This is a genomic window from Bradyrhizobium canariense (assembly GCF_019402665.1).
Lineage (GTDB): Bacteria > Pseudomonadota > Alphaproteobacteria > Rhizobiales > Xanthobacteraceae > Bradyrhizobium > Bradyrhizobium canariense.
In genome coordinates this window covers 1-25,553 of record NZ_VSST01000022.1, presented here as the reverse complement: position 1 = coordinate 25,553, position 25,553 = coordinate 1, and the positions used below count along the sequence as shown (strand labels likewise).

Genomic DNA, 25,553 nt, shown 5'->3' with positions numbered 1-25,553 from the left:
CGGCAAACCAACACTCGATTCTAGCGCGTCGGCAATCGCTCTACGAGCTTGGACAGCATGCGGGCAGGCAGGTTTATGGCTGAGAGTTTCCAGCCGTCGCCGCTGAAATGCATGCTTATGCTTCCGGCATCTTCCTCGGAGCCGAGCCGCAATGAGAACTCGACCGGCTTGATCGGCACGATTCGACCCATGTAAGTCGCGACGTTTGACAAATCGACATTTGCTAGAGGTGGTATGGCGCCGATCTCGGCATCGCCTCGTACTGCACCTGTTTGAAGTAGCGCCGCAATATTTTCGCGGGTCATCAGCTTACCCGCCAGCTCGTCAGCGATGCTGGCGCCGAACGTGTTGATTGCGAGCCGCTCGAACGGCTTTACCGGCCGCTGACGCCCCAGCCGGCGGAGATACGCATCAATGAGTTGATCGACCATAGCATGGCGCACCCGGGGTAAATCTGTGCGGGCCACGACATGTTCGGCGTCCCCACGGCGAACAGCCACGACTAGGCTAGCCAAAGAAGCAAACGCCGAGCCCGCATAGATCGCCAGGCAGATTGCCAGGGCGGCTATGGCATAAAAGAACCATCTCACGTTGTCTCAACGCAACGGGTGAACCATCGTTCCTCGAGCCTATGCAACCAAGATAAACCAGGTGCTCGCTCGAGTGCGATCAAAACTTGAACGGCTGCGCAAAGATGGCGATCTGTGACGCCGATAGGCGAAGTTGCGCGCACACCCGAGCCAGCTCCTGAATCCCGGCGGGTCAAAGGATCAAACGCGTCAATCCACCGGCAATGCCAGCTTGCCGTCAGCCGCCGGCCGCAAAACAATCCGCACTCTGTCGGACCGGTCTTGGCTTGATGCGGAGGAAATCGGCTATGCCATCGACTGTTGAGGAAATCGAGGCCGAACACAAGAATGTTCAGCTCGAAGTTGCGAAGCTCGACCCCGAGAGCAAACGCTTGGACTTGGCAGACAGGACTAGGCCCGCCATCGCCGTGCTTTCGAACCCGGTCGTGATATCTGGAGTGATCGCGGCCCTCGTGACACCGAACTCGGGTACAATCAGCTACATAGTCTCCTCCCACCAAAAACAGCTGGAAACTCGGAAAGCGGAAAATGCGCAACAACAGGCTCGACATCAGGCGGAAGCTGATGCACGACTCGAAGCGCTCAAGACTGAAAGCACACTGATCCTTGAAGTAAGAACCTATGACTCGGACCAGGCGGCGACTCATCTCAAATTCTTGACAGATGTAGGCCTCATACCCGCTCGGCGCCTAGCACAGGCGCTACCTCGACGAACGCCGGCCACATGAGGGTAAGGTGCTGCCACCGTTAGACCGGCCACCAATCCAATTACCCAGCGTCAGAAAAAATAACGTTCTTGCACTCGCCCTCCGGTTGCTCAATCATGGCGATTGAGGCATGGCGCGACGCAAGGAAAGAGGAAATGTCAGCATCTCCGTCGCTCGCAGATGCAAAGGAGAACATCCGGCTGCTCTCACAAAGTCTGCCGACCATCATAGACATGGGTGCTTTTCGTTGAAGAACACATTCGGTCTGGCAAGGGCATCGCGAGCTCTACGACCGGCGTGGAGGGCTGTGGGCAAAAAAAGCATCTTCCCAGAGATGCCTGAGTCCATCAACGTGCTTACGTTTATGGAGGATGGAAAAAGTCATTCCCGGCTTTGAGAAACAGTACCATCAGTTGATCGGGATATCGCACCCCAATTGGGCAGGGTCTGCCGCGATCTACCCCAAACGTTCGGATCATAATCTCACCACCTATTTCGGAGGGGATGTAAGAGACGATGCATCCTCTCGTAGGCTAGCCATTGGCGCACTCGTCATGGACTAGAAATCTTCGGCTACGCTTACAACCTAATTACCGATTCACATCGCAGTTTTTGTTGAGGCTTGCGAGGCGTCTCTTGGTCATGGTCCAGCGGTGTGAAGCCAATTCCCTCGCGACAAAGGCAGATCACCGGGCGCCATGGAATTGGTGAATTGGGCGTCCGCGCGGTCGCTTTGCCAAGCACGGCGAGCTTGAGATCGTGCTGGCCGGCGAGGAATCCCGAGATGCCCGCGCATTTGATCTGTCCGCAGGGCCGGCTCTCGGTGCCGAAGGTCCGGACCTTCGCGGACTTTGCGGTGCCGCGGCTGAAGAAGCTGTTTGCCCAGCTCAAGAACAGCATCACTGCCCGGTGAGCCGCTGCACCCCAGGCAATGCGTTGTTTTGCGTATACGGCCGCTCGGGTGAATCGGCCATGTTGCCCGAACGGTTAACGCCGGATTAACCGCGGAGTCCTAGCCTGTCTCGGCCGGGGTTACTTGCAAGGCCGAGGTGAGCCCAATGGAAGCCCAGAGAATCGCGGTCGACGCCGTCGTCGCGTTGACCGATTGCGACCGCGACGCCGTGATCACGTTCATCCGCCGCCTGTATCTCGCCGGCGTCACCGACCCGAAGCGCCTGACCTTCAAGGGTCTCCAGGCCCTGTCACGGGAGTGACCAGGGCCTCGTACAATCTGTTTACTGGACGGTCGGATCGCTGATCCGGATTGACGTGACGCGGTCCGCCTGCACTTCGAATGAGAAGGGCCATAGATGATAGGTCCAGAGCTCGGTCTTCTCCAGCCCGCTCGGCCCGACATGGAAGGGGCCGCCGAACTGCGCCATCAGTTTTCTCGGTGCTGTCGCCGAGATTGATGTGGTTGAAGCTGTAGCCGGGGGCAGGTGCCGGCCCGCTGACCTGAAGCGCGATCACGCGGTTCGCCTTCACGGTTGCGGCGAGATAAGGAGACTGATCGGCCTTGCCGAGGAAGTACACATAGTTCGTTGCGTTGTTCGCCGGCGGCAGCTTGCGGTGCGGTTCGCCGAGCGCGGCCTTCAGTGACGCCTCCGAGATGCCGACGCCCAGCGCGCCCATGCGCTGGCAGGCGAAGCTGAGTAAATCAGGATCCGGCGGGGCGGCGCCCTTCTTGGTTTCGACGCGGCAGGCGAATGTCTGTCCTTGCCGCAGCCATTGGCCGCGCAGCTCCGGATCTGGCGTCTTGCCCTGCTGCGGCCGCGGCTGAACGCCTTGGCCATTCGCGGGTACGGATATTCCAAGCAGAGACAGCGCGAGGGCGAAGCCCGCCAACGACCGCCATATCCCCAAGACGCAACTCCAGATTCCCAACCTGTGGAACCCAAAGATACTACGTGGCCGAAACCGGCTGCAACGCCGGTATCGAGGTGGGCGCGGCTTCGATTTGTACTTGTGCGCCGCCCCGCCCAGGGCCGTGCCAATCACAACCTGCGGAGCAGCCAGGATGCATGTCGATATCTTGCCACTCGGGCCGCGCCGGGATAGATCACGTCCCCGGTTAAATCACCGGGAATTGGGGAGATGTTAAAACTGCTTTTTGCGCCGCAACTCGTCATTCTCTATGTGCTGGCGGCATCGACCATCTACGTTCATTTCCGCGGCAAGCAGCGGCTGCGCTTCGCGCGCCAGCTTGGCGACCACTCCACCTATCTCGCGCCCTACAATGTGCTGATGTACGCGGGCTCGGCGGTGCCGAACAAGCCGGTGATCGCGGTCGATCAGTTTCCCGAGCTGAGAGCCCTCAGCGAAAATTGGGAGACCATTCGCGACGAGGCCGTTCGCCTGTTCGACGAAGGCTTCATTCGCGCGGCGGCGAAGAACAACGATTGGGGCTTCTACTCGTTCTTCAAGAGCGGCTGGAAACGCTTTTACCTGAAATGGTACGACGACTTCCTGCCCTCGGCGCGCGCGCTGTGCCCGAAGACGGTGGAGTTGCTCAACTCCATTCCGAGCGTGCATGGTGCGATGTTTGCGATGCTGCCGCCGGGCGGCAAGCTCGGCGCCCACCGCGATCCCTTCGCCGGTTCGCTGCGCTACCACCTCGGCCTCGTCACGCCGAACTCGACCAAGTGCCGCATCCTGGTCGACGGCGTCGAATGCGTCTGGCGCGACGTGAGGCCTTCATGTTCGACGAGACCTTCATCCACAGCGCCGAGAATGCCACCGACGTCAACCGCATCATCCTGTTCTGCGACGTCGAGCGTCCGATGAAATACGGCTTCATGACCGCGATCAACCGCTGGGTCAGCCACCACATCGTCAAGGCCTCTGCAACCCAGAACGTGGACGGCGAGAGCGTCGGCGTGCTCAACAAGGTGTTCGGCAAGCTCTACGAGATCCATCTTGCGAGCCGCAAGGTCAAGCAATGGAATCGCAACGTCTACTACACACTCAAATATTCGCTGACGGCGGTGATCCTCGGCCTCATCGTGCTGTCGGCATTGCGGTGATCGCGTTTAGTGACGGTGCTTGTGTTCTTCGGAGCAAGTCGATCACCGAACTCGAGAACATGGCTCGGACCGGGATATCCATTGAGCTCGGCGGCAAGCGCCAGACCCATACCACGTCCGGCTCGAAGATCCTCGATCTGCTGGTGCGACAGCGCCTTGATGGGCCGATGCTCAAGGCCAGCATAGGGCTGACCAGACTGCGCGCCGGCAACGTTGCACGAGACGATAAGCGTGGCCGCAAGCAGGAGAGGGCGTCTCATGAGTCCGCCTCCATGAAATCGGCCCGGTTCGTGGATCGATCTCCACCGGTGCTCTCCACATACCTTGCTGGACGGTTCGCCTCATGGCAACAAAGACTGCCGCGATTGAGTTGCCGAACATGGAGCAGGCGATGGCCTCCTTGCCGACCGCGAATACCGAGATCACGCAGTTCTTTCGCCACTGGCTGGAGACCTTCGCGGGCTATGTCCGCGAGGTCGACTATGCTTCGGCGCGGCCGCTTTTCCATCCGGATGTGCTGGCGTTCGGCACGCACAACGACGTCATTCCCGGCCTCGACCAATGGGTCACCACGCAATGGGACAACGTCTGGCCGAAGACGTCCGACTTCCGTTTCGTCATCGCCCAGGCCTCGATCCTGGCATCGTCCGATGGCACAATGGCGACAGTGATCGTGCCATGGACGAGCACGGGCTATCATCCCGACGGCAGCGCGTTTCCACGCCCCGGTCGGGCCACGATGGTGTTTTCAAGACATGGCGATAGCTGGCTCTGCGTGCATTCGCACATGTCGCTCAATCGCGGTGTGCCGCAGACAAGCCACGCCAATCGGCCGGTGAAGGCTTGGTAGTGCCCCCTCGCGGGGCTTATCGACCGACTAAAGTTTTAGCCTCCCATTTCACGTCGGTTGGAACTCTTGGAACCCAACGTCGTTTTGTCGGCAACAATAACAGGTGAAAACACGCAAGCGGGGGCCTATCTGAGGATGCGCTCCCATGGCAACCCTTGATCTCGACGCCACCCGACTTACTGCCCCCGAGCATCAGCGCCAGCTTCGCCGCGCCGTGATCGCCTCCACAATCGGGACCGCGATCGAGTGGTATGACTTCTTTCTTTACAGCACCGTCACGGGTCTGGTTTTCGCAAAGCTCTTCTTTCCTCACTCCGATCCCTGGGTCGGCACGCTGGAGGCGTTTGCGATCTACGCGGTCGGATTCGCCGCGCGGCCCGTCGGCGCGGCGATCTTTGGCCATTATGGCGACCGCATCGGACGTAAATCCACGCTGATCGCGACGTTGCTCTTGATGGGACTGGCGACCGCTGCGGTGGCGGTGGTGCCGACCTATACCAGCATCGGTATTTGGGGCGCCGTGATCCTGACCGTGCTGCGGTTCATTCAGGGCGTCGGCGTCGGTGGTGAGTGGGGCGGCTCGGTACTGATGTCGATGGAATGGGCGCGCAACGACCGATCCCGTGGATTGATCGCATCATGGCCGCAGTTCGGTGTGCCCTGCGGGCTTTTCCTCGCCAATCTTGCCGTGCTGGTGTTCAGCCAGATGGCGGGTGATCAGTTCCTGGCATGGGGCTGGCGTATTCCCTTCGCGCTCAGCATCATCCTAGTCGGCGTGGGCCTCTATATCAGGCTCGGCATTCTCGAAACCCCGGTGTTCTCCAAGCTCGTGGCCGAACGCCAGGTCGATCGCACGCCGATGCTCACGGTGATCCGGGAATACCCGAAGGAGATTCTACTGTCTGCGTTTGCGCGCATGTCGGAGCAGGCGCCGTTCTACATCTTCACGGCCTTCGTGTTCTCCTATGGCATCGGCACCCTGCACGTATCGCGCGACTTCCTGCTGACCGCGGTGCTCTCGGCCTCGGTGCTGTCGTTCGTGTCGATCCCGCTGTGCGGACATATCTCCGATCAGATCGGCCGCAAGAACATGTATATGCTCGGCGCTGCTGTGACGGGCATCTTCGGCTTCGTCTATTTCGCCATGCTCAATACGGGGTCGCTGACCATCATCTTCCTCGCGATCATCCTGTCGCTGATTCCGCACGACATGCAGTATGGACCGCAAGCCGCCTTGATCGCCGAGAGCTTCACCGGACGCCTGCGCTACAGCGGCTCCTCGCTCGGCTATCAGCTCGCATCCGTGATCGCCGGCGGCCCCGCACCGCTGATCGCCACCTGGCTGTACGGCACGTTCCACTCGGCGACCGCGATCGCGGTCTACATCGCGATTTGCGCGGTCGTGACGCTGGTCGCGACCGCGATGATGACCGATTACACCGGAAAGGACATCAACGCGGCGGGGGCTTACGAGCGACGAACTTGAATCCGCAAAAAGCCCCGGACGCGATGCCCGGGGCTTTGCTGTCCCGTGATCTCGAGCTCAGCCTTATTCCGGCTGACCGATGCTCACCTTCAGCGTGCCGACGCCGTCGACGCCGCATTCGAGCTTGTCGCCCGGCTGGAGCTGCGACACGCCGGCCGGCGTGCCCGTCATGATAATGTCGCCGGCGGCGAGCTTCACCTGCTGCGAGAGTTGCCAGATGATCTCGGGCACATTCCAGATCAGCTCGGTGAGGTCGCCCTTCTGCGCCTCCTTGCCGTTGACCGTGAGCCAGATCTTGCCCTTGGCGGGGTGGCCGATCTTCGATGCCGGCTGCACCGCGGAGCAAGGCGCCGAATAGTCGAACGACTTGCCGACCTCCCACGGACGCTCCTTCTTGCGCGAGGCGATCTGCAGGTCGCGGCGGGTCAAATCGATGCCGACGGCATAGCCGTAGACATGGTCGAGCGCCTTCTCGGCGGGAATGTTGAGGCCGCCGCTCTTCATCGCGACGATCAGCTCGACCTCGTGATGCAAGTCCTTTGTCAGCGGCGGATAGGGAATGGTGGCGCCGTCCGGCACCAGCATGTCGGCGTGCTTGGCGAAGAAGAACGGCGGGGCGCGCTCGTCATTGCCCATCTCGCGGATGTGCTCGAGATAGTTGCGGCCAACGCACCAGATGCGGCGCACGGGATAACGGCCGCTTTCCCCGACGACGGGAAGCGAGGCCTGGGTCGGAAGCGGGATGACGTAGGAGGCGGCGTTCATGGTGCGATCTCGCTGCTCTTGAGGTGAAAGGAACTCTATGCGGTTGTGCTGATCGGCGCCAGAGCGCCGGCGTCGTGATGTTGCAGGCGGAAGAAGGAGGCGTAGCGCCCGCCGCGGCGGAGCAGCTCGTCATGCCGGCCCTGCTCGACGATCTCGCCGCCCTCGACCACCAGGATCGCATCGGCATGCATGATGGTGTGCAGGCGATGCGCGATCACGATTGTGGTGCGGTTCTGGCAAAGATGCTCGATCGCCTCCTGCACCTGCCGCTCGGACTCGGAATCGAGCGCGGCGGTGGCTTCGTCGAGCAGGATGATCGGCGCGTTCTTGATCAGCGCGCGCGCGACCGCGATGCGCTGGCGCTGGCCGCCGGACAGTTGCGTGCCGTGCTCGCCGACGGGCGTGTCGTAGCCGAGCGGGAAGCCCATGATGAAATCATGCGCGCAGGCTGCTTTCGCAGCATCGATGATTTGTTCTTCGGTTGCGCCCGCGCGGCCGAAGGCGATGTTGTTGCGGATGGTGTCGCGGAACAGGTAGACGTCCTGGCCGACATAGGCGGTCTGGGCCCGCAGCGATTTTCGCGAGACGGCGCCGATCGACTGGCCGTCGATCACGATGTCGCCTTGCGTCACCTCGTAAAAGCGCAGCAGCAACCCCAGCACGGTCGATTTGCCGCCGCCGGAGGGGCCGACCAATGCTGTGACCTTGCCGGGCTCGGCAACAAAGCTCATGCGGTTGAGCACGGCCTCACCGCTACGATAGGAGAAGCTGACGTCACGCAGCTCGATGCGTGCAGTCGACAGTTTCAGCGCCAGCTTGTCGTCGTCGGAATGCTCGCTCGCGGGGCTGTCGACGACTTCCAGCAGCATGCGGGCGCCGACGAGCTGGCTGTTGAGGTCGATGTTGAGCCGCGCCAGCCGCTTGGCCGGCTCGGTCGCCATCAGGAACGCGGTCATGAAGGAAAAGAATGCGCCAGGCGTGGCGTTGAGCGCGACCACGCTATAGCCGCCATAGAGCAGGCAGCCCGCGACGGCGAAGCCGCCGAGCATCTCCATCAGCGGATTGGAGCGGTTGGCGACGCGGGCCATCTTGTTGGCGTTGCGCTCGACGATCGCGATGTTCTCGTTGATGCGGGTCTGCATGGTGTCTTCGAGCGTGAACGCTTTCACCGTGCGGATGCCCTGCAGCGATTCCTGCATCGTCTCCAGGATGTCGGCGGTGCCGGTGAACTGGTTGTAGGCGAGCCCCTTGATGCGCTTGACCAGCTTGCGCAGCACCAGCATCGCCGGCGGCACGGCGACGAGGCCGATGAACGACATCACCGGATCCTGCCACACCATCACGCCGATCATGGCGAGCAGCATCATGAGGTCGCGCCCGACCGCGTTGACCAGCATGTTGAGGACATCGGTGATGGACTTCGCGCCGGCCGTCAGCCGTGCCAGAAATTCCGACGAATGCCGCTCGGAGAAAAAGCCGACGCTCTCGCGCATCAGCTTGGCGAACAGCTGGCGCTGGTTGGTGGCGAGGATCGCGTTGGAGATCTTGGTCAGGATCACCATGTGGCCGTAGGTCGCCACGCCCTTGATGAAGAGCAGGATCACCGTGATGCCCGAGAACATCGCGATGCCCGGGATGTTCTTGTCGACATAGGCCTGGTTGATGACCTGGCCGAGCACGTAGGTCGCGCCCGCGGTCGATCCGGCGGCAAGCGCCATCAGCGCGAAGGCGACGAGGTAGCGCCGCCAGTAGATGATCCCCTGTTCCGTGACCAGGCGGCGAATCAGCACCGCTGCCGCATAGGGATCGTCGGTGATTTTCTTTGGAAACTGAGCCATCCGCAGTCCATTGACGGCACAGGAATAAGCCTGCCCGCGCGTCAGGGATCGAACGGCCTCTGTGCCCGCTAAGCCCGCGCTTTTCAAGCCCAATTAAGGGCTTGCGCTGGAATGGAATCTAGGCCGAGGCGGCGTGGCGGAGCTCGCCGTGGCGCTCGCGGAACAGCTTGTCCTCCCACGCCAGCGCGTGCGCCGCGATGGTCTCGAGGTCGTCGTATTGCGGCTTCCAGTCGAGCAGGCCGCGGATGCGACTGGTGTCGGCGACCATGGTCATGATGTCGCCGGGCCGGCGCGGGGCGTATTGCACGGCGAAGCTGCGGCCCGAGACACGCCGTACCGCGTCGATGGTCTCCAGCACCGAATAGCCGCGGCCATAGCCGCAATTGAGCGTCGTCGAGGCGCCGCCGTTGCGCAAATAAGCGAGCGCCGAGCGATGCGCCTGCGACAGGTCCGTGACATGGATGAAGTCGCGAATGCAGCTGCCGTCCTGGGTCGGATAGTCGGTGCCGAACACGTCGATCTTAGCGCGCTGGCCGGTCGCGGCTTCCACCGCGATCTTGAGCAGGTGCGTGGCGCCGACGGTGGCAAGGCCGATACGGGCCTGCGGATCGGCACCCGCAACGTTGAAATAGCGCAAGGTCACGTATTGCATGCCGTAGGCGGCGGCGACGTCGTGCAGCATGATCTCGGTCATCAGCTTCGACGACCCGTAGGGCGACAATGGCCGTGTCGGCGCATGCTCGGGCACCGGCACCTGGTCCGGATCGCCGTAGACCGCCGCGGTCGAGGAGAAGATGAAGCGGTCGATGCCGCGCTTGACCGCGACGTTGAGGAGGTTGCGCGCGGTCGTGAAATTGTTGCGGTAATAGCCGAGCGGATCGCGCATCGAATCCGGCACGACCACCGAGCCCGCGAAATGGATGATGCTCTCGATGTTGTGCTGGGCGATCACGCCTTCGAGCAGGTTCTCGTCGCCGGCATCGCCAATGAACAGCGGCACGCCTTCGGGCAGATAGGCCGAGAAACCGGTGGAGAGATCGTCGATCACGACGACGTCCTCGCCGGCTTCCGCCAGCGCCAGAACCGTGTGGCTTCCGATGTAGCCGGCACCGCCGGTGACAAGCACAGTCATGATCTCACCCGTCTTCGATCAACGCTCCAACCTAACGTTTACGTGGTGAAGAGTGGGTATCGGCGCGGCTGAACTGGTCACTATGCTTAATGTTGCGTATAGGGACTTTCGAAACGGAGCGTGACGTGGCGAATTCCCCAAGCGATCTCGAAGTGATCGTGCCAAATCTGCACAGGCGCTATTCCGGGGTCACCGCGACCAATCGGATGGTGGCGCCGCGGCTGGCAAAGCTGTTTCGCGCCGCGTGGTTCGGCTCCGACGCGCCGGAGGGCATCGGGCGCCTGGGCGGTGCCGATCTCCTGGGATTGTGGCGCCGCAAGGCGCCGGTGATCTGGCACGCGCGCCGCAACAACGAGATGATCGCGGGTGTGCTGTTGCGCGCGCTCGGCTGGCCGCTCAAGCTCGTCTTTACCTCGGCGGCACAGCGCCATCATAGCTGGATCACGCGCTGGCTGATCCGGCGCATGGACGCGATCATCGCGACATCAGATCTTTCGGCCTCGTTCCTGAAGGTGAAGGCGACGGTGATTCCGCACGGCGTCGATACCGAAATCTATGCGCCGCCGCTCGACCGCACTGCTGCCTTCGCGGAAACCGCGCTGCCGGGCCGCTACGCGATCGGCTGCTTCGGCCGCGTGCGTGCGCAGAAGGGCACCGATGTGTTCGTCGATGCGATGTGCCGCTTGCTGCCGCGCTATCCGGATTTCACCGCAATCATCGTCGGCCAGGTCACACCCGAGCAAACCGCTTTCGCAAACGACCTGAAGAAGCGGATCGAGGCCGCCGGTCTGCAATCGCGCATCGTCATCACTGGCGAGCTGCCGATCGAAGACGTGCAGCGCTGGTATCAACGGCTGACGATCTACGCCTTCACCTCGCGCAACGAAGGTTTTGGCCTGACGTTGATCGAGGCGATGGCGGCCGGCAGCGCGCTGGTCGCCGCGCGGGCCGGCGCGGCCGAACTCGTGGTCGAGGATGGCGTGACAGGCGTGCTGATCCCGACCGGTGATGCCGATGCGCTGGCTGCAGCGGTCGAACCGCTGATGCGTGACGTGGCCACTGCGATCGCTATGGGCGAGCGCGGGAGGGCACGGGTGCTCGAACGATTCAGCCTCGATGCCGAGGCGGCCCGGATCGGTGAGGTCTATCGGCCACTGCTCTGAGCGAGCGGAGAAAATATATCCCCATGCACTAGCCGGGCAGCGGAATCAATGGCTTGGCGGCCTGCGCAATGCAAGTGCGGATTTACGAACTTGTTTGAGCCGTCGGACGAGACACTGCAAGTAGACGGCATTGCAGATTGTGCGCGACCCCCCGGGGATACACTCCGGCACGGCACCCGTTGACGTTCTTTCTCGACTCCATGTCCCGCCGGATCGCCGCGTCTACGGTCGTTTGGTCCGGGCGAGCACCTCGGTCACGAACGCGTCGAGGTCGCCGCCTGGAAAGAGAAAGCCCGGCAGTCCGAACGCCTTGCCGGCCTCGATGTCCCGGGCCTGATCTCCGATTACGAAGCTGCTGTCGAGTTGCACCGGCCAGTGCTGGACGAGATCGCGCAACATACCGGGTGCGGGCTTGCGCCAATCATGCTCTCCGATGTAGCCGGCGACCGTTCCTTGCGGATGGTATGGACAGAAGCGGAAGTCATCGATCTGCGCGCTGTCACGGGCGAGCTCGGCGCGCATCCAGCCATGCAGCCGGTTCACATCGGCTTCGGTGAAGAGGCCGCGCGCTACTCCGGACTGGTTGGTGAAGACGAATACCCAATAGCCGGCCTCGTTGAGGCGGCGAATGGCCCTGGCAATATTGGGCATCCAGCGGATGCGGTCTTGCGTGCCGATATAACCATCGTCACGGTTGATGACGCCGTCGCGATCGAGGAATGCGGCGGGCTTCGCCGCGCGGCCGTCAGACATTTCCAAGTCCCTGCGTCCTCGCAAGCACGTCTTTTGCGGTCTCGACCACGTCGTGCGCCGCGATATCTCGCATGCAGCGGTGGTCGTTCATCTTGCAGATCGTGCTCTGGCAGGGCTGGCAGGAGAGCACGCTCTTGTCCTGGACTACGGTCGCGGCGAGGCCGTTGAGGGGGGCCCAGAGGTAGGGGCTGGTCGGGCCGAAGATGCCCATGGTCGGCGTGCCCAGGGCGGCTGCGATGTGCATCAAGCCGGAATCGTTGGACATCGCGACGCCGGCTGCAGCCATGGCCAGCACGCCGTTGCGCAGATCATTGCCGGTGAGGTCCCGGACCGCCGGGCCGCCGGCCGCGACGATCTCCTGGGCCAGGCCCCTTTCCCCGGGGCCGCCGACAACCCAGACTTCAAGGCCGCGCTCGGCGAGCAAGCGGGCGGCCTCGGGATAGTAGGTCCAGCGCTTTGAAGCGCCGACCGAGCCGGGAGCCAGCGCCACCGCGGCGCCTGTGCTCAAGCCGTTGGCCTGCCGCCAGCGGACGATGTCCTCGGCCGGGACCCGCAATTGCGGCACCGGCCATTCCGCCGGCAGCGGGGCTCCATCGGGCTGGGCGAGGGCGGCGTTCTTGTCGATGAAGCGGGGCAGCTTCTTCTCACCCCAGCGCCAGCGGTTGAGCAGGCCGAACCGGAACTCGCCGACGAAGCCGATCCTTTCGGGGATGCCGGCCAGCGCAGGCGCAATGGCAGCCTTCCAGGTCCGGGGCAGCACCAGGGCGGTGCCGTAGTTCCGCTCGCGCAGGAGCTTCGCCAGGCCGAGCTGGCGGCCCACGGCGAGCCGGCCGCGCGGCAGGTCCCAGACGATCGCATCGCGCACGCCGGGCATGTAATCGACCAGGGGCGCGCACAAGGAGGTCGTGAGCAGATCGACCGGCCGGTTCGGCCAGCGCTCGTTCAGGACCCGCACGACGGTGTGATTCCGCACGAAATCGCCGATCCACATGTAGGGGACGATCAGGATCGGGCGCGTGTCGCCCCGCTCTGCCTCGCCACTAAGTTGTGAATCTTGGTTCATTCTTTAATAAGACCGAGGCGCGCTGATGTGCCGGTTCGGTTAGCCCCTCTGGGCCGGCAGGTAAAGCCGGCTGAGCGGCAATCCCAAAACCGCTTACACTTTGGCGGATCATGCGCTAGGGCAGAACCGGGCCGCAAAACTTTGGGCAGGCAAAATCTGGCAGGGAAGTTGGAATGTTGCTGGTGACCGGCGGGGCCGGTTTTATCGGATCGAATGTCGTCGCCGCGCTGAACGAGGCCGGCCGCAGCGAAGTCGTCGTTTGCGATTTCCTCGGCAACGAGGGCAAATGGCGCAACCTCGCCAAACGGCAGCTTATGGATGTCGTGCCGCCGGCCGAGCTTCCCGACTGGCTGAAGGACCGCAAGCTCGATGCCGTGATCCATCTCGGGGCGATTTCCGCGACCACCGCGACCGACGGCGACCTGGTGTTCGAGACCAACTTCCGCCTATCGATGCGCCTCCTGGACTGGTGCACGGCGAATGCGGTGCCGTTGATCTACGCCTCTTCGGCGGCGACCTATGGCGACGGCGAGGCGGGATTTGACGATGACGCCTCAGTCTCTGCGCTGAAGAAATTGCGGCCGATGAATCTCTACGGCTGGAGCAAGCACCTGTTCGATCTCGCCGTCGCCGAGCGCGCAGCGAACGGCGCGAAGCTGCCGCCGCAATGGGCCGGGCTGAAATTCTTCAACGTGTTCGGCCCCAACGAATACCACAAGAACTCGATGATGAGCGTGCTGGCGCGCCGCTTCGACGACGTCAAAGCCGGTCGCGTCGTGCAATTGTTCAAGTCGCATCGCGAGGGCATTGCCGATGGCGATCAGCGCCGCGATTTCATCTATGTCGACGACGTCGTGCGCGTGATCATGTGGCTGCTGGCGACGCCCTCGGTGTCCGGCATCTTCAATGTCGGCACCGGCAAAGCGCGCAGCTTCAAGGACCTGATGCTGGCGGCTTATGCCGCGCTCGGCGCCAGCCCCAACATCGAATACATCGACATGCCCGAGCAGATCCGCGGCAGCTACCAGTATTTCACCCAGAGCAAGGTCGATCGCCTCCACCGCGCCGGCTATAATGGAGGTTTCACGACGCTCGAGGACGCGGTGAAGGCCTATGTCGGGGATTATCTCGACCGGCCCGACCGCTTCCGCTGAGGCCCATCACCATGCCGACGCCCATTCTCGATTTCGATGCCCTCGCACAAGCCATCTCAGGCCGCACGGTGCTGTGCATCGGCGACATCATGCTGGACGAGTTCGTCTATGGCGAGGTGTCGCGGATCTCGCCGGAAGCGCCGGCGCCAGTCATCGCGGCCCAGCGCAGCGAGATCCATATCGGCGGCGCCGGCAACGTCGCGCGCAACGTCGCCGCGCTTGGCGCGCGCTGCATCTTCGTCGGCCTCGTCGGCGAGGATGATGCGGGAAGGCAGCTCGCCTCGACGCTTGCGGAGCAGGGTGCAATCGAAACCGTGCTGGTGTGCGATCCCTCGCGCCCGACCACGCGAAAGGTCCGTTTCGTCTCCGAGCACTTTTCCACGCACATGCTGCGTGCGGATTGGGAGCAGGCCCAGCCTGCCTCCGATACGATCGAGACCAAGCTGATCGAGGCGATCCTGCCGCAGATCGCGCGCGCGGACATCGTGCTGCTGTCCGACTATGCCAAGGGCGTGCTGACGGCCCGCGTCATCCGCCACACCATCGACGCCGCCCGAAAGCTCGGCAAGCCCGTGATCGTCGATCCGAAGAGCCTGAACTGGGCAATCTATCGCGGCGCGACGCTGCTCACGCCCAATCGCAAGGAATTTTCGGAAGCGACCCGAAGCCGCGCCGACACGCCGCAGAGCATCGTCGATGCCAGCGAGGACGTGATGCGGCTCGCCGACTGCGAAGCGATCCTGGTCACGCAAGGCGAGCACGGCATGACGCTGGTGCCGCGCAAAGGCGACGCCGTTCACGTTCCGGCGCTTCCCGTCAAGGTGCGCGACGTCTCCGGCGCCGGCGACACCGTTGCCGCGGCGCTCGCGGTCTCGCTCGCCACCGGCGCGGACTGGGACACGGCGCTCCGCATGGCCAGTGCCGCGGCCGCCGTCGCCGTCGGCAAGCAGGGCACCGCCAGCGTGAGTGCAGCGGAGCTGAAGCGAAAGATATTGCCGCATGCCTATCTCGCGGCCGAAGAGAAGATCGTGCTCGAGCCCGGTGCGCTCGACGCGCAGCTCGCGGAATGGAAGAAGCAAGGCCAGCGCGTCGGCTTCACCAATGGCTGCTTCGACATCCTGCATCCCGGCCACGTCAAGGTGCTGACAGCGGCGCGCTCCGCCTGCGACCGCCTGATCGTTGGCCTGAACAGCGACGCCTCGGTACGGCGGCTGAAGGGCGCGGACCGCCCCGTTCAGGACGAGCGAGCGCGTGCGGAAGTGTTGGCGGCGCTCGAAGCCGTCGATCTCGTCGTTATTTTCGATGAGGATACGCCGATCGACCTGATCACCCGCATCAAGCCGAGCGCGCTGATCAAAGGGGGCGATTACACCCGCGAGCAGGTGGTCGGCCATGAGGTCGTCGAGGCCGCAGGCGGGACGGTCGTGCTGGTCGACATTCTCCAGGGCTTCAGCACGACGGCGCTGGTTCATCGCGCGCGGGGAGAGGGCAAGTGACGGCACTAGCGCGGGACTCGATGTGGGGGAGGGTGCAGCGGCGCCTGCGCAGTCCAGCAGCCTGGTCCGAGACGGTCGATCTATTTGCCATCCTGACCGCGGCCTCGCTGCCGTGGTCGACGTCACTGGCGGCGATCTTCAATGTCGCGATGCTCGCTTGCATGGTGCCGTTTCTCGACGTCAGGGACTTCCTGCAGTCGCTGAAGCGACCGATCTGCGCGCTGCCGATCGCGCTGTTCCTGCTCGCGCTGGTCGGCACGCTGTGGTCGGGGGCGCCCTGGGGTGCACGGTTCTACGCCGTGAACCCGACGACGAAGCTGCTTGTGCTTCCGGTCCTGATCTATCATTTCGAACGTTCGTCGCGCGGGCATCTTGTGTTCATCGCATTTCTGGTTTCGTGCGCGCTGCTGTCGGTGATGTCCTGGCTCGTGTTTTTCCATCCCACGCTCTCGCTGAAGCCGCCTGATGAACCCAATTCGCGCGGCATCTTCGTGAAGAACTATATCGACCAGAGCCAGGAATTCACGCTCTGCGCGGTCGGGCTCGCCTATCCGATCGTGAAGCTGCTGCAGCAGAAGAGGGTCTGGCTGGCTGCGCTGCTGGCGGCCGTTGCGCTCAGCTTCTTCATCAACATGGCCTTTGTGGTGATCTCGCGCACCGCACTTGTGACCGTACCGATCATGCTGGCCGTCTTCGGGCTGCTGCATTTGAAATGGCGCAGCGTCCTGATCATCTTCGGGGCTCTCGCGGCTATCGCCGCGCTGACATGGAAGACCTCGTCGACGCTGCACAACACGATTGAAACATTCTCCGTGCAGTACGAGCTCTACAAGGACAAGGGCATCCCGACATCGATTGGACTTCGGCTCGAGTTCTGGCGCAAATCGCTGGGTTTCTTTGCCGAGGCGCCGGTCTTCGGTCGCGGAACCGGGTCCACACGCGGCCTTTTCGAGCAGGCTGCGAGCGGTGGCCCCTACCAGGCCTCAAGCGAGGTGATCGGCAATCCTCATAACCAGACGCTGAACGTGGCCGTGCAATGGGGCGTTGTCGGCATCATCATCCTGTATACGATGTGGGCGGTGCATCTCCTCCTGTTCGGCGGCGACGCGCTCGCCAACTGGATCGGGTTGCTGGTCGTTGTCCAAAACGTATTCACTTCGCTCTTTAATTCCCATCTTTTCGACTTCCATGAAGGGTGGATGTACGTGCTCGGTGTCGGGGTTGCCGGCGGCATGGTGTTCAATTCGCACCGGAACGGCCGCAGCCCGGGAGAAGCCCGCGGCTGAGCTTCGGAGCGCTGGCAAGTCCCGGACCGATGGGTTATCAGCGCGATCAGGTTGTGTTGAAGAACTGGATAAAGTCAGCCGGCAGATGACCCGTCTATCGCATCTTACCTTGCGCAATTTCCTGATCGCGCTTCACGACGTGGTGGCGACGGCCGCGGCCCTGTTCGTTGCGTTCTACCTGCGCTTCGAGGGTGGCGCGGGCTTCGCGGCGCGCTTGCCGCTGCTGCTGCAGATCCTGCCCTATTTCCTCGCCTTCAGCGTGGTCGTCTTCTACGTCTGCAACCTGACGACAACGAAATGGCGCTTCATCTCGCTGCCCGATGCGCTGAACATCATCCGCGCCGCCACGGTGCTCACCGTCGCCCTTCTCGTGCTCGACTACATCTTTGTGGCGCCAAACGTGCATGGCACCTTCTTTCTCGGCAAGGTCACCATCGTCCTCTACTGGTTCCTCGAGATCTCCGCGCTGAGCGCGCTGCGGCTGACCTATCGCTATTTCCGCTATACCCGCGTGATGCATCACGTCAGGACCGAAAATGCCGCGACGACGCTCCTGATCGGGCGCGCGGCCGATGCCGAGGTCGTGCTGCGCGGCGTCGAGAGCGGCGCCATCAAGCACCTCCGACCCGTCGGAGTGCTGTCGCCGTCCCGTTCCGATCTCGGCCAGCTCATCCGCAACGTGCCGGTCGTCGGTGCGATCGACGACATCGAGGACGTCATCGCCAGCTTCGCCAAGAGCAACAAATCGATCGCCCGGGTGGTGATGACGCCGTCGGCCTTCGAGCCGGAGTCCCATCCCGAATCCGTGCTGATGCGGTCGCGCCGGCTTGGCCTGATCGTCAGCCGCCTGCCGTCGCTCGAGCATGGGGACATGCCGCGGCTCACCTCGGTTGCGGTCGAGGACCTGCTGCTGCGGCCGAGCGAGACGATCGACTACGCGCGGCTGGAGGCCCTGATCAAGGACAAGAGCGTCATCGTCACCGGCGGTGGCGGCTCGATCGGCTCGGAGATCTGCGAGCGGGTGGTTGCGTTCGGCGCTGCGCGTCTCCTGATCGTCGAGAATTCGGAGCCGGCCCTTTATGCGGTCACCGAGGCGCTCGCCGCGCGCGGTTCCGGCGCCGAGATCGAAGGCCGGATCGCCGACATCCGTGACCGCGTGCGCATCACGCGCCTGATGGCGGAGTTCAAGCCGGACATCGTGTTCCATGCCGCCGCGCTCAAGCACGTTCCGATCCTGGAGCGGGACTGGAGCGAGGGCGTCAAGACCAACATCTTCGGTTCGATCAACGTGGCTGATGCCGCGCGCGCGGCGGGCGCCGAGGCCATGGTGATGATCTCGACCGACAAGGCGATCGAGCCGGTCTCGATGCTTGGCCTGACCAAGCGTTTCGCGGAGATGTATTGCCAGGCGCTCGACCACGAGCTGGTGGTGCAGGCCGGCGGCAGCAAGCCGGCGATGCGCTTCATCTCGGTCCGGTTCGGCAATGTGCTGGCGTCGAACGGGTCGGTCGTGCCAAAGTTCAAGGCGCAGATCGAGTCCGGCGGTCCGGTGACCGTGACGCATCCCGACATGGTCCGGTATTTCATGACCATCCGCGAAGCCTGCGATCTCGTAATCACGGCCGCCACGCACGCGCTCGGCGCCAGGCGTTTCGACGTTTCGGTCTATGTGTTGAACATGGGCCAGCCGGTGAAGATCGTCGATCTGGCGGAACGGATGATCCGGCTTTCCGGTTTGCAGCCCGGCCACGACATCGAGATCGTGTTCAGCGGCATGAGACCCGGCGAGCGGCTGAACGAGATTCTGTTCGCCTCCGAGGAGCCGACCGTCGATATCGGGGTCGCAGGCGTCATGGCGGCGAAGCCGAACGAGCCGCCGATGCAGACGCTGCGCAAATGGATCTCCGCGCTCGAGCTCGCCATCGCGCATGACGACCGTGCTACCATCAGGACCATCCTGAAGGACGCCGTTCCGGAATTTGGCGTCAGCGCGAGCGCCGCATCCTGAGGGACGCCGGCGAGCGGAGCTGAAGGATCCGCCGGGCAAAGCGCAGGAAGAACGCGGCGTCGACGACCGGCGCGTTCAGATGCTGCCGTCGCGACCGCAGGCACTCGAGATTGCCGCGCAAGGTCACGCGCCAACTGCTGGTGCTGATGCCGCCCATCTGGAAATCGGCGATGACGCGCGGAAGATAGGCGATCCTGTAGTCGTTCAGCGCCAGCGCACGCAGCATGTAATCGTAGTCGGCGGTCGTGACGTAGCTCAGATCGTAGTCGCCGACCTTCTCGGCGACCTGGCGCCGCATGTAGAACGTCGGATGCGGCGGGACCCAGCCGAGCTGAAACGAGTAGCGACCGTAGTGCCCGCCACGCCAGGCGCGCACGAGGGCCTTGGATTGATGATCGGTGACCATGTCGAGGTCGCCATAGACGACGTCGGCTTGTTCCAGCGCCGCCGCGATCGCCGCCAGCGCGCCGTCGTTGTGGAACGTGTCGTCCGAATTGAGGAAGCCGATCGCGTCGCCCTTGAACAGATGCAGCCCCTTGTTCATGGCGTCGTAGACACCCTTGTCGGGCTCGGAGATCACGCGGATCTCGCTGGAGCCGAACGACTCCACGAGCTTCAGTGTCGCATCCTTCGAGGCGCCGTCGACGACCAGCATCTCCTTGTCTGGATGGGTCTGGGCGAGGAAGGATTCGATGGTGGCGCCGATCGTCGCTTCGGAGTTGTAGCTGGCTGTGATGACACTGATTTTCATTCCAGATCCGTGATGCTACGCGCCGGAGATTGTAAGCAACAACCCGAAGGTTGATAGGTCGTCGCCGAGTCGCGGTGCTTTCGTGCCGGCCCGGTGAACTCTTATTCACGCGCCTCGATCGGCGCCGATCCCTGCGCGGCCTTCTCCGCGCTGAGGATCCAGACCAGGCCGCCGATCGCGCCGACGATGAAGTACACGGCGCCGAACAGCAGCGAGACGTTGACGCCTTCATTGGCAGCGAGCCCGGCGAAACCGAAGGCCAGCCCCATGCTCGCCTCGCGCACGCCCCAGCCGGCGATCGAGATCGGCATCAGTGTGATCAGCATCACTGGCGGCACCAGCAGGAAGACCTGCACGAAGCTCACCGGTGCTGCGATCGACTGCACCACGCACCAGGCGATGACGACAGCGAGCATGTGAACCAGCAGCGAAAGGATCGCGATGACAGGTCCGCGCGTGCGGTTGAAGATCACGCGGTTGGCGATTACGGCGCAGGCGTGGAGGTGGTGGGTGGCCCACCAGGTCTTCAGCCACGACCATTTCAGCGCGCCGAAGATCAGGAAGCCGATGCCGCCGGCAAGTGCGGCGAAGTCGACGAGCAGCAGCGCCGAGCGGCCGTGCGGATCGGTGATGAGCGTGAAGCTCCAGGGCAGGCTCGCGACGATGAGGACGGCCAGTGCCACGAGGCCAATCGCGCGATCGACAAAGATCGAGTAGGTCGCCGCGCGCCAGCCGGCGCCGGCGCGCGCGACGAGCCACAGCCGGACCGCATCGCCGCCGATCGCCGAGGGCAAGGTCTGGTTGAAGAACGATCCGATCACGTTGTAGCGCATGGCCCGGCCGAGCTCGAGCGGGGCGCCGCATGCGGCGCTGATCTCGCGCCAACGCAACACGCCGACGAAGATTTGCAGGAACGTGACGGCGATCGCCAAGCCGATCCAGAACAGGCTGGTCACGGTGAAGCGCGAAAACAGTTCGGACAGATCGACCTTGCGCAGCGCCAGGTATAGCAGCGCTCCGGAAATCAGGATCTTGGCCGTCGACAGCAGGATTCGGCGCATTTCGCCCGCATGAACAAGGGTTTTGAAGCAACCCGACGCAAGGCGCCGAATTCGGCCGCTTTGGTATGGTTTTGGCGCCGATCTTGCAATAGCGGTGATCAGGAGCCCGCATGCAGGGCGGCGGGGCTATTGCGGCCCCGTCGATGCGGAGGCTAAAGAGGCGCCGCGGGCGAAAGATCGAGCGACGGATCGGGCGAAGCGGTCCTTGGGAACAGAATGAGGGATCACCGCAGATCGTCCGGCTGCCGCAAATGCGCCGTCTAAGGTCTACAATGTCGGCAATCATCACCCGGAAGAGCTGATGCACGTCGTCGGACTTCTGGAGCTGGGTCGGACGGCGATCAAAGAATTGCTGCCGAGAGACCTTTTGGAAACGTTCGCGGATGTCGAGGATCTGATGCGCGATACCGGCTTTGCACCGTCAACGCCGATCGCGCACGGAGTTCGTAATTTTGTCACCTGGTATCGGAACGACTTCAAGGTTTGAAATGACGATGGACAAACGCATTATCCCCCTGATCATGTGCGGCGGTGCCGGAACGCGGCTGTGGCCGGCTTCGCGCGAGGTGCGCCCCAAGCAGTTCCTGCCGCTGTTCGGCACGCGCTCGACGTTCCAGGACACGCTGTTGCGCGTCTCGGAGGCCTCGCTGTTCGATCGCCCGATCATCATCACCAATGCCTCCTACCGCTTCATGGTGCTGGAGCAGCTCGCCGAAATCGGCATCGAGGCCGACGTGATCCTGGAGCCGATGCGGCGCGATTCCGGCCCGGCGATCGCCGCCGGCGCGGTGTTCGCACAGAACCGTTCGAGTGAGGCGATCGTGCTCGCGCTCGCCGCCGACCACGTGGTGCAGGACAATGCGGCCTTCGTCGCGGCGTGCCGCCAAGGGCTTACCGCCGCGAGCGCCGGGCGCATCGTCACGTTCGGCGTCAAGCCGGAGCGGCCGGCGACCGAATATGGCTATATCAGCCCGGGCGAGGTCATCTCCGGCGAGGTGCACGCGGTCGCGCGCTTCGTCGAGAAGCCGGATGCGGTGAAGGCGGCCGACTACCTCAATTCCGGCTATCTCTGGAACAGCGGCAATTTCATGTTCCCGGCCAGCGTCCTGCTCGACGAATACCGCAAGGTCGATGCGGCGAGCGTGGAGGCCATCTCCAATGCCGTGACCAATGCCGGCCGCGATCTCGGCTTCGTGACGCTGGAGCCCGAGGCGTTCGGCGCGGCCAAGGCGATCTCGATCGACTATGCGGTGATGGAGAAGACCGCGCGCGCCGCGGTGGTGCCGGTGTCGTGCGGCTGGTCCGACGTCGGCTCCTGGCACGCGGTGTGGGAATTGTCGGACAAGGACGCCCAAGGCAATGCGTCGCATGGCGCCGCCGTGTTCGAAGATAGCCGCAACTGCAACGTCACCACAGATTCTGCGCTGGTCGCGCTCGAAGGCGTCGATGATCTCATCGTGGTGGCGACTGCGGACGCCGTGCTGGTCTCGCGCCAAAAAGATGCCAACGGGCTGAAGCGGCTGGTCACAAAACTCAAGGCGGTCGCACCGAAGGTCACCGAGGAGCATCTCAAAGTGCATCGGCCCTGGGGCAGCTACCAATCGGTCGACAATGGCGAGCGCCATCAGGTCAAGCGCATCGTGGTGAAGCCGGGTGGGCGTCTGTCGCTGCAGAAGCACCATCATCGCGCCGAGCACTGGATCGTGGTCCGCGGCACCGCCCGCGTCACCGTCAACGAGACCGTCAAAAGCGTGCACGAGAACGAGTCGATCTACATCCCGATGGGCGCGGTGCACCGGATGGAGAACCCCGGTAAAATCATGCTGGAGCTGATCGAGGTCCAGACGGGAAGCTATCTCGGGGAAGACGACATCATCCGGATTGAAGACGACTATCAAAGGTCGTAACCAGCACACTCCGAATCACGCGACCCGGGCCAAAAGGATGGTCTCTTTCAGAGGCTTAAGGCCCGGGAAACGTGTAACTTTTTGAATCAAATCGTGTCCCGACCGCTAGCTCCGCATTCGCCACAAATGTGGCGTCCGTGCTAGAAGCGCCTCGGGGATTTGCGTTGAATCGGGGTTTGCTCAAATGAGTTCCACAGGATCTGCACCGGCAAAGGCCGGCTTGCGCGTCGGCGTCATTGGCGCCGGCGTGATGGGCAGCAACCACGCGCGCGTGCTCGCGGGTCTTCCCGGCGTCAACCTCGTCGGCGTCGTCGATCCTTCGCCGGCACATCGCACGCGGGCGATGGAGCTTGCCAATTGCGCGAGCTTCGAGACGCTCGACCAGCTGCTGGCCGAAGGCGTCGATGCCGTGACCATCGCGGCGCCGACCCATCTGCATCACGAGGTCTCGCTCGCCTGCATCGCCAAGAACATCCATGTGCTGGTCGAGAAGCCGATTGCGTCCACCGTCGCGGAAGGCCGCGAGATCGTCACTGCTGCTCAAAAGGCCGGCGTGACGCTGATGGTCGGCCATGTCGAGCGCTTCAATCCAGCGGTCGGGGCCGTCAAGCAGGCGATCGCGGGCGAGGATATTCTGTCGATCGCGATCACGCGCGTCGGCCCGTTCCCGCCGCGCATGTCCAATGTCGGTGTCGTCATCGATCTCGCCGTGCACGACATCGATCTGATCCGCTGGTTCACCGAATCCGACATCGTCGAGGTGCAGCCGCAATTGTCGAGTGCGGTCGCCGAGCGCGAGGATATCGCGCTCTTGCAGTTCCGCACCGCCAACGGCGTGCTCGCGCACATCAACACCAACTGGCTGACGCCGTTCAAGGCACGCAGCGTCACGGTCGCGACCCGCGGCAAATACGTGATGGGCGATCTCCTGACGCGCCAGGTCACCGAATGCTTCGGCTTCAAGCCTGACGGCAGCTATTCGATGCGACATCTGCCGGTCGGCCATGACGAGCCGCTCCGCGCCGAGCTGATCGCGTTCCTCAAGGCCGTGCGCAACGGCGAGACGCCGGCGGTCACCGGCGACGAAGGCGTCGCCAGCCTCGAGATCGCGACGCAGTGTCTGGAAACGCCGTCCCGCCCCGCGGCCTCGTCTGCCCGCAAGGGTCCGCGCCGCGTTGCCGGCTGAACTCTTTCCATGTCGACCAGCCAAGAAGGCGCCATGAACCAGCATCTGCGTTCCGAACCCATTCCCTTCATCGACGTCGCCTCGCAGCGCCGCCGGCTCGGCGACTCGCTCGATGCGGCCGTGAAGCGCGTTCTCGATCATTGTCAGTTCGTCAACGGCCCTGAAGTCGCCGAGCTCGAGAAGCAGCTTGCGGCCTATTGCGGCGCCAAGCACGTCATCGGCTGCGCCAGCGGCACCGATGCGATCCTGATGGTGATGATGGCGAAGAATGTCGGGCCGGGCGACGCCGTGTTGTGTCCGTCCTTCACCTTCATCGCGACGGCTTCGCCGGTGGCGCGGACCGGCGCGACGCCGGTTTATGTCGACGTCGACGAAACCACCTTCAACATGAGCCCGGAATCGCTCAAGCGCGGCATCGCAACCGCCCGCAAAGCCGGCCTCAAGCCGGTCGCGGTCATTCCGGTCGATTTGTTCGGCCAGCCGGCCGATCACGACGCCATCGCCGAGATCGCCAAGGCCGAAGGCCTGTTCGTGCTCGATGACGCCGCCCAAGGCTTTGGCGCGAGCTACAAGAGCCGCAAGCTCGGCACCCTGGCACTCGCCACCGCGACCAGCTTCTTCCCCGCAAAGCCGCTCGGCTGCTTCGGCGACGGCGGCGCGATCTTCACCGATGACGACGAGCTCGCGGCGACGCTGCGCAGCATCCGCGTGCACGGGCAGGGCGTCGACAAATACGACAACGTCCGCCTCGGCCTGACCGGCCGGCTCGACACCATGCAGGCCGCGATCCTGATCGAGAAGCTGAAGATCTTCGACGACGAGATCGCCGCCCGCAACAAGGTCGCCGAGCGCTATGCGCGCGGTCTCTCCAACGTCGTCACCGTGCCGCGTCTGGCGCCCGGCAACAGTTCGGTCTGGGCGCAGTACACCATCCGCCTTCCTGAGGGCACCGACCGCGACGGCTTTGCCGCCGCGCTGAAAGCCCAGGGCGTACCGACCGCGATCTATTACGGCAAGTCGATGCATCAGCAGACGGCCTACAAGCAGCACCCGGTCGCCGAGGGCGGCCTGCCGGGCTGCGAGAGCCTGTCGCAGGACGTCATCAGCCTGCCGATGCATGCCTATCTGACCGAAGTCGATCAGGAGCGAATCATCGAGGCCGTGCGCGGTGCGCTTTCGACCTGATTTCGCTGTTTTGCTGCGCTGCTGCTTCACCTCTCCCGCTTGCGGGAGAGGTCGTCGTGCGTAGCGCGGCGGGTGAGGGTTCTCTCCTCTGGGAGATCGCTTGTGGAAACACCCTCTCCCCAACCCTCCCCCGCAAGCGAGGGCTTTGC

General features: G+C 63.4%; 21 protein-coding genes and 3 pseudogenes. 15 read left to right on the top strand and 9 right to left on the bottom strand.

Annotation, left to right across the window (positions count from 1 at the left end; translation table 11 throughout):
- Positions 1–20 precede the first annotated feature (20 nt).
- Positions 21–590 carry a DUF2939 domain-containing protein gene (locus FXB41_RS13385; RefSeq protein WP_219682084.1) on the bottom strand — a complete coding sequence of 190 codons (570 nt, stop codon included), beginning with the start codon at positions 588–590 and terminating at the stop codon, positions 21–23.
- Between the two features lie 287 nt (positions 591–877).
- On the opposite strand from FXB41_RS13385, the gene FXB41_RS13380 reads away from it, so the two are divergent.
- From FXB41_RS13380 to FXB41_RS13370, 3 genes and pseudogenes are all read left to right on the top strand, one after another.
- The gene (locus FXB41_RS13380) at positions 878–1,318 is read left to right on the top strand and encodes a hypothetical protein (protein ID WP_219682083.1); all 441 of its coding nucleotides are present in this window, start codon (positions 878–880) and stop codon (positions 1,316–1,318) included.
- Between the two features lie 720 nt (positions 1,319–2,038).
- A pseudogene (locus tag FXB41_RS13375) lies at positions 2,039–2,210 on the top strand (LysR family transcriptional regulator); the annotation flags it as partial.
- A 145-nt stretch (positions 2,211–2,355) separates the two neighbouring features.
- On the top strand, positions 2,356–2,511 hold the full coding sequence (locus FXB41_RS13370; protein WP_219682082.1) for a hypothetical protein: 156 nt from the start codon (positions 2,356–2,358) through the stop codon (positions 2,509–2,511).
- Here the strand turns inward: FXB41_RS13370 and FXB41_RS13365 are convergent.
- Positions 2,480–3,142 carry a hypothetical protein gene (locus tag FXB41_RS13365; RefSeq protein ID WP_246648806.1) on the bottom strand — a complete coding sequence of 221 codons (663 nt, stop codon included), beginning with the start codon at positions 3,140–3,142 and terminating at the stop codon, positions 2,480–2,482. The genes FXB41_RS13370 and FXB41_RS13365 overlap by 32 nt on opposite strands.
- Positions 3,143–3,391: 249 nt before the next feature.
- Between FXB41_RS13365 and FXB41_RS13360 the strand changes: the two are divergent.
- From FXB41_RS13360 to FXB41_RS13350, 3 genes and pseudogenes are all read left to right on the top strand, one after another.
- A pseudogene (locus FXB41_RS13360) lies at positions 3,392–4,320 on the top strand (aspartyl/asparaginyl beta-hydroxylase domain-containing protein).
- A 391-nt stretch (positions 4,321–4,711) separates the two neighbouring features.
- Positions 4,712–5,170 (top strand): YybH family protein, encoded by a 459-nt coding sequence (locus FXB41_RS13355; RefSeq protein WP_219682151.1) that lies wholly within the window; start codon positions 4,712–4,714, stop codon positions 5,168–5,170.
- A gap of 145 nt (positions 5,171–5,315) precedes the next feature.
- Positions 5,316–6,656: an MFS transporter gene (locus FXB41_RS13350; RefSeq protein ID WP_219682081.1), complete on the top strand. Its 1,341-nt coding sequence runs from the start codon at positions 5,316–5,318 to the stop codon at positions 6,654–6,656.
- 63 nt (positions 6,657–6,719) lie between these two features.
- Here FXB41_RS13350 and FXB41_RS13345 read toward each other — a convergent pair whose 3' ends face one another.
- The 3 genes from FXB41_RS13345 to galE form a co-directional block, all read right to left on the bottom strand.
- Positions 6,720–7,421 carry a fumarylacetoacetate hydrolase family protein gene (locus tag FXB41_RS13345; protein WP_219682080.1) on the bottom strand — a complete coding sequence of 234 codons (702 nt, stop codon included), beginning with the start codon at positions 7,419–7,421 and terminating at the stop codon, positions 6,720–6,722.
- 35 nt (positions 7,422–7,456) lie between these two features.
- A complete protein-coding gene (locus FXB41_RS13340; protein WP_219682079.1) occupies positions 7,457–9,259 on the bottom strand; it encodes an ABC transporter ATP-binding protein in 1,803 nt (600 codons plus the stop codon).
- Positions 9,260–9,377: 118 nt separating this feature from the next.
- Complete coding sequence (gene galE / locus FXB41_RS13335) at positions 9,378–10,391, bottom strand: UDP-glucose 4-epimerase GalE (protein ID WP_007612473.1); 1,014 nt, start codon at positions 10,389–10,391, stop codon at positions 9,378–9,380.
- Between the two features lie 125 nt (positions 10,392–10,516).
- On the opposite strand from galE, the gene FXB41_RS13330 reads away from it, so the two are divergent.
- Positions 10,517–11,554, top strand: coding sequence for a glycosyltransferase family 4 protein (locus tag FXB41_RS13330; RefSeq protein ID WP_219682078.1), 1,038 nt, complete (start codon positions 10,517–10,519; stop codon positions 11,552–11,554).
- Positions 11,555–11,776: 222 nt separating this feature from the next.
- On the opposite strand, the gene FXB41_RS13325 is transcribed toward FXB41_RS13330, so the two are convergent.
- Positions 11,777–12,307 carry a D-glycero-alpha-D-manno-heptose-1,7-bisphosphate 7-phosphatase gene (locus FXB41_RS13325; RefSeq protein ID WP_219682077.1) on the bottom strand — a complete coding sequence of 177 codons (531 nt, stop codon included), beginning with the start codon at positions 12,305–12,307 and terminating at the stop codon, positions 11,777–11,779.
- Complete coding sequence (gene waaF / locus FXB41_RS13320) at positions 12,300–13,370, bottom strand: lipopolysaccharide heptosyltransferase II (RefSeq protein ID WP_219682076.1); 1,071 nt, start codon at positions 13,368–13,370, stop codon at positions 12,300–12,302. The genes FXB41_RS13325 and waaF overlap by 8 nt, the downstream gene beginning before the upstream one ends.
- Before the next feature lie 173 nt (positions 13,371–13,543).
- On the opposite strand from waaF, the gene rfaD reads away from it, so the two are divergent.
- The 4 genes from rfaD (at position 13,544) to FXB41_RS13300 (ending at position 19,314) form a co-directional block, all read left to right on the top strand.
- Positions 13,544–14,524: an ADP-glyceromanno-heptose 6-epimerase gene (gene rfaD, locus FXB41_RS13315; protein WP_219682075.1), complete on the top strand. Its 981-nt coding sequence runs from the start codon at positions 13,544–13,546 to the stop codon at positions 14,522–14,524.
- Positions 14,525–14,535: 11 nt separating this feature from the next.
- Positions 14,536–16,020: a D-glycero-beta-D-manno-heptose-7-phosphate kinase gene (rfaE1, locus tag FXB41_RS13310; RefSeq protein WP_219682074.1), complete on the top strand. Its 1,485-nt coding sequence runs from the start codon at positions 14,536–14,538 to the stop codon at positions 16,018–16,020.
- Positions 16,017–17,306, top strand: coding sequence for an O-antigen ligase family protein (locus FXB41_RS13305; RefSeq protein ID WP_311985841.1), 1,290 nt, complete (start codon positions 16,017–16,019; stop codon positions 17,304–17,306). The genes rfaE1 and FXB41_RS13305 overlap by 4 nt, the downstream gene beginning before the upstream one ends.
- Before the next feature lie 85 nt (positions 17,307–17,391).
- Positions 17,392–19,314, top strand: coding sequence for an SDR family NAD(P)-dependent oxidoreductase (locus tag FXB41_RS13300; RefSeq protein ID WP_219682073.1), 1,923 nt, complete (start codon positions 17,392–17,394; stop codon positions 19,312–19,314).
- Here the strand turns inward: FXB41_RS13300 and FXB41_RS13295 are convergent.
- Together FXB41_RS13295 and FXB41_RS13290 are read right to left on the bottom strand one after the other, a co-directional pair.
- On the bottom strand, positions 19,292–20,065 hold the full coding sequence (locus tag FXB41_RS13295) for a glycosyltransferase family 2 protein (RefSeq protein ID WP_219682072.1): 774 nt from the start codon (positions 20,063–20,065) through the stop codon (positions 19,292–19,294). The genes FXB41_RS13300 and FXB41_RS13295 overlap by 23 nt on opposite strands.
- A gap of 101 nt (positions 20,066–20,166) precedes the next feature.
- Positions 20,167–21,126 carry a lysylphosphatidylglycerol synthase transmembrane domain-containing protein gene (locus FXB41_RS13290; RefSeq protein ID WP_219682071.1) on the bottom strand — a complete coding sequence of 320 codons (960 nt, stop codon included), beginning with the start codon at positions 21,124–21,126 and terminating at the stop codon, positions 20,167–20,169.
- Positions 21,127–21,349: 223 nt separating this feature from the next.
- Here FXB41_RS13290 and FXB41_RS13285 point away from each other — a divergent pair.
- The 4 genes and pseudogenes from FXB41_RS13285 to FXB41_RS13270 all read left to right on the top strand — a co-directional run.
- A pseudogene (locus tag FXB41_RS13285) lies at positions 21,350–21,613 on the top strand (UDP-glucuronate 5-epimerase); the annotation flags it as partial.
- 7 nt (positions 21,614–21,620) lie between these two features.
- Positions 21,621–23,033, top strand: a complete 1,413-nt coding sequence (locus FXB41_RS13280) for a mannose-1-phosphate guanylyltransferase/mannose-6-phosphate isomerase (RefSeq protein ID WP_219682070.1) — start codon at positions 21,621–21,623, stop codon at positions 23,031–23,033.
- Between the two features lie 184 nt (positions 23,034–23,217).
- Positions 23,218–24,219: a Gfo/Idh/MocA family protein gene (locus FXB41_RS13275; protein ID WP_219682069.1), complete on the top strand. Its 1,002-nt coding sequence runs from the start codon at positions 23,218–23,220 to the stop codon at positions 24,217–24,219.
- A 9-nt stretch (positions 24,220–24,228) separates the two neighbouring features.
- Positions 24,229–25,404, top strand: a complete 1,176-nt coding sequence (locus FXB41_RS13270; protein ID WP_246648805.1) for a DegT/DnrJ/EryC1/StrS family aminotransferase — start codon at positions 24,229–24,231, stop codon at positions 25,402–25,404.
- The last annotated feature ends 149 nt before the right edge of the window (positions 25,405–25,553 follow it).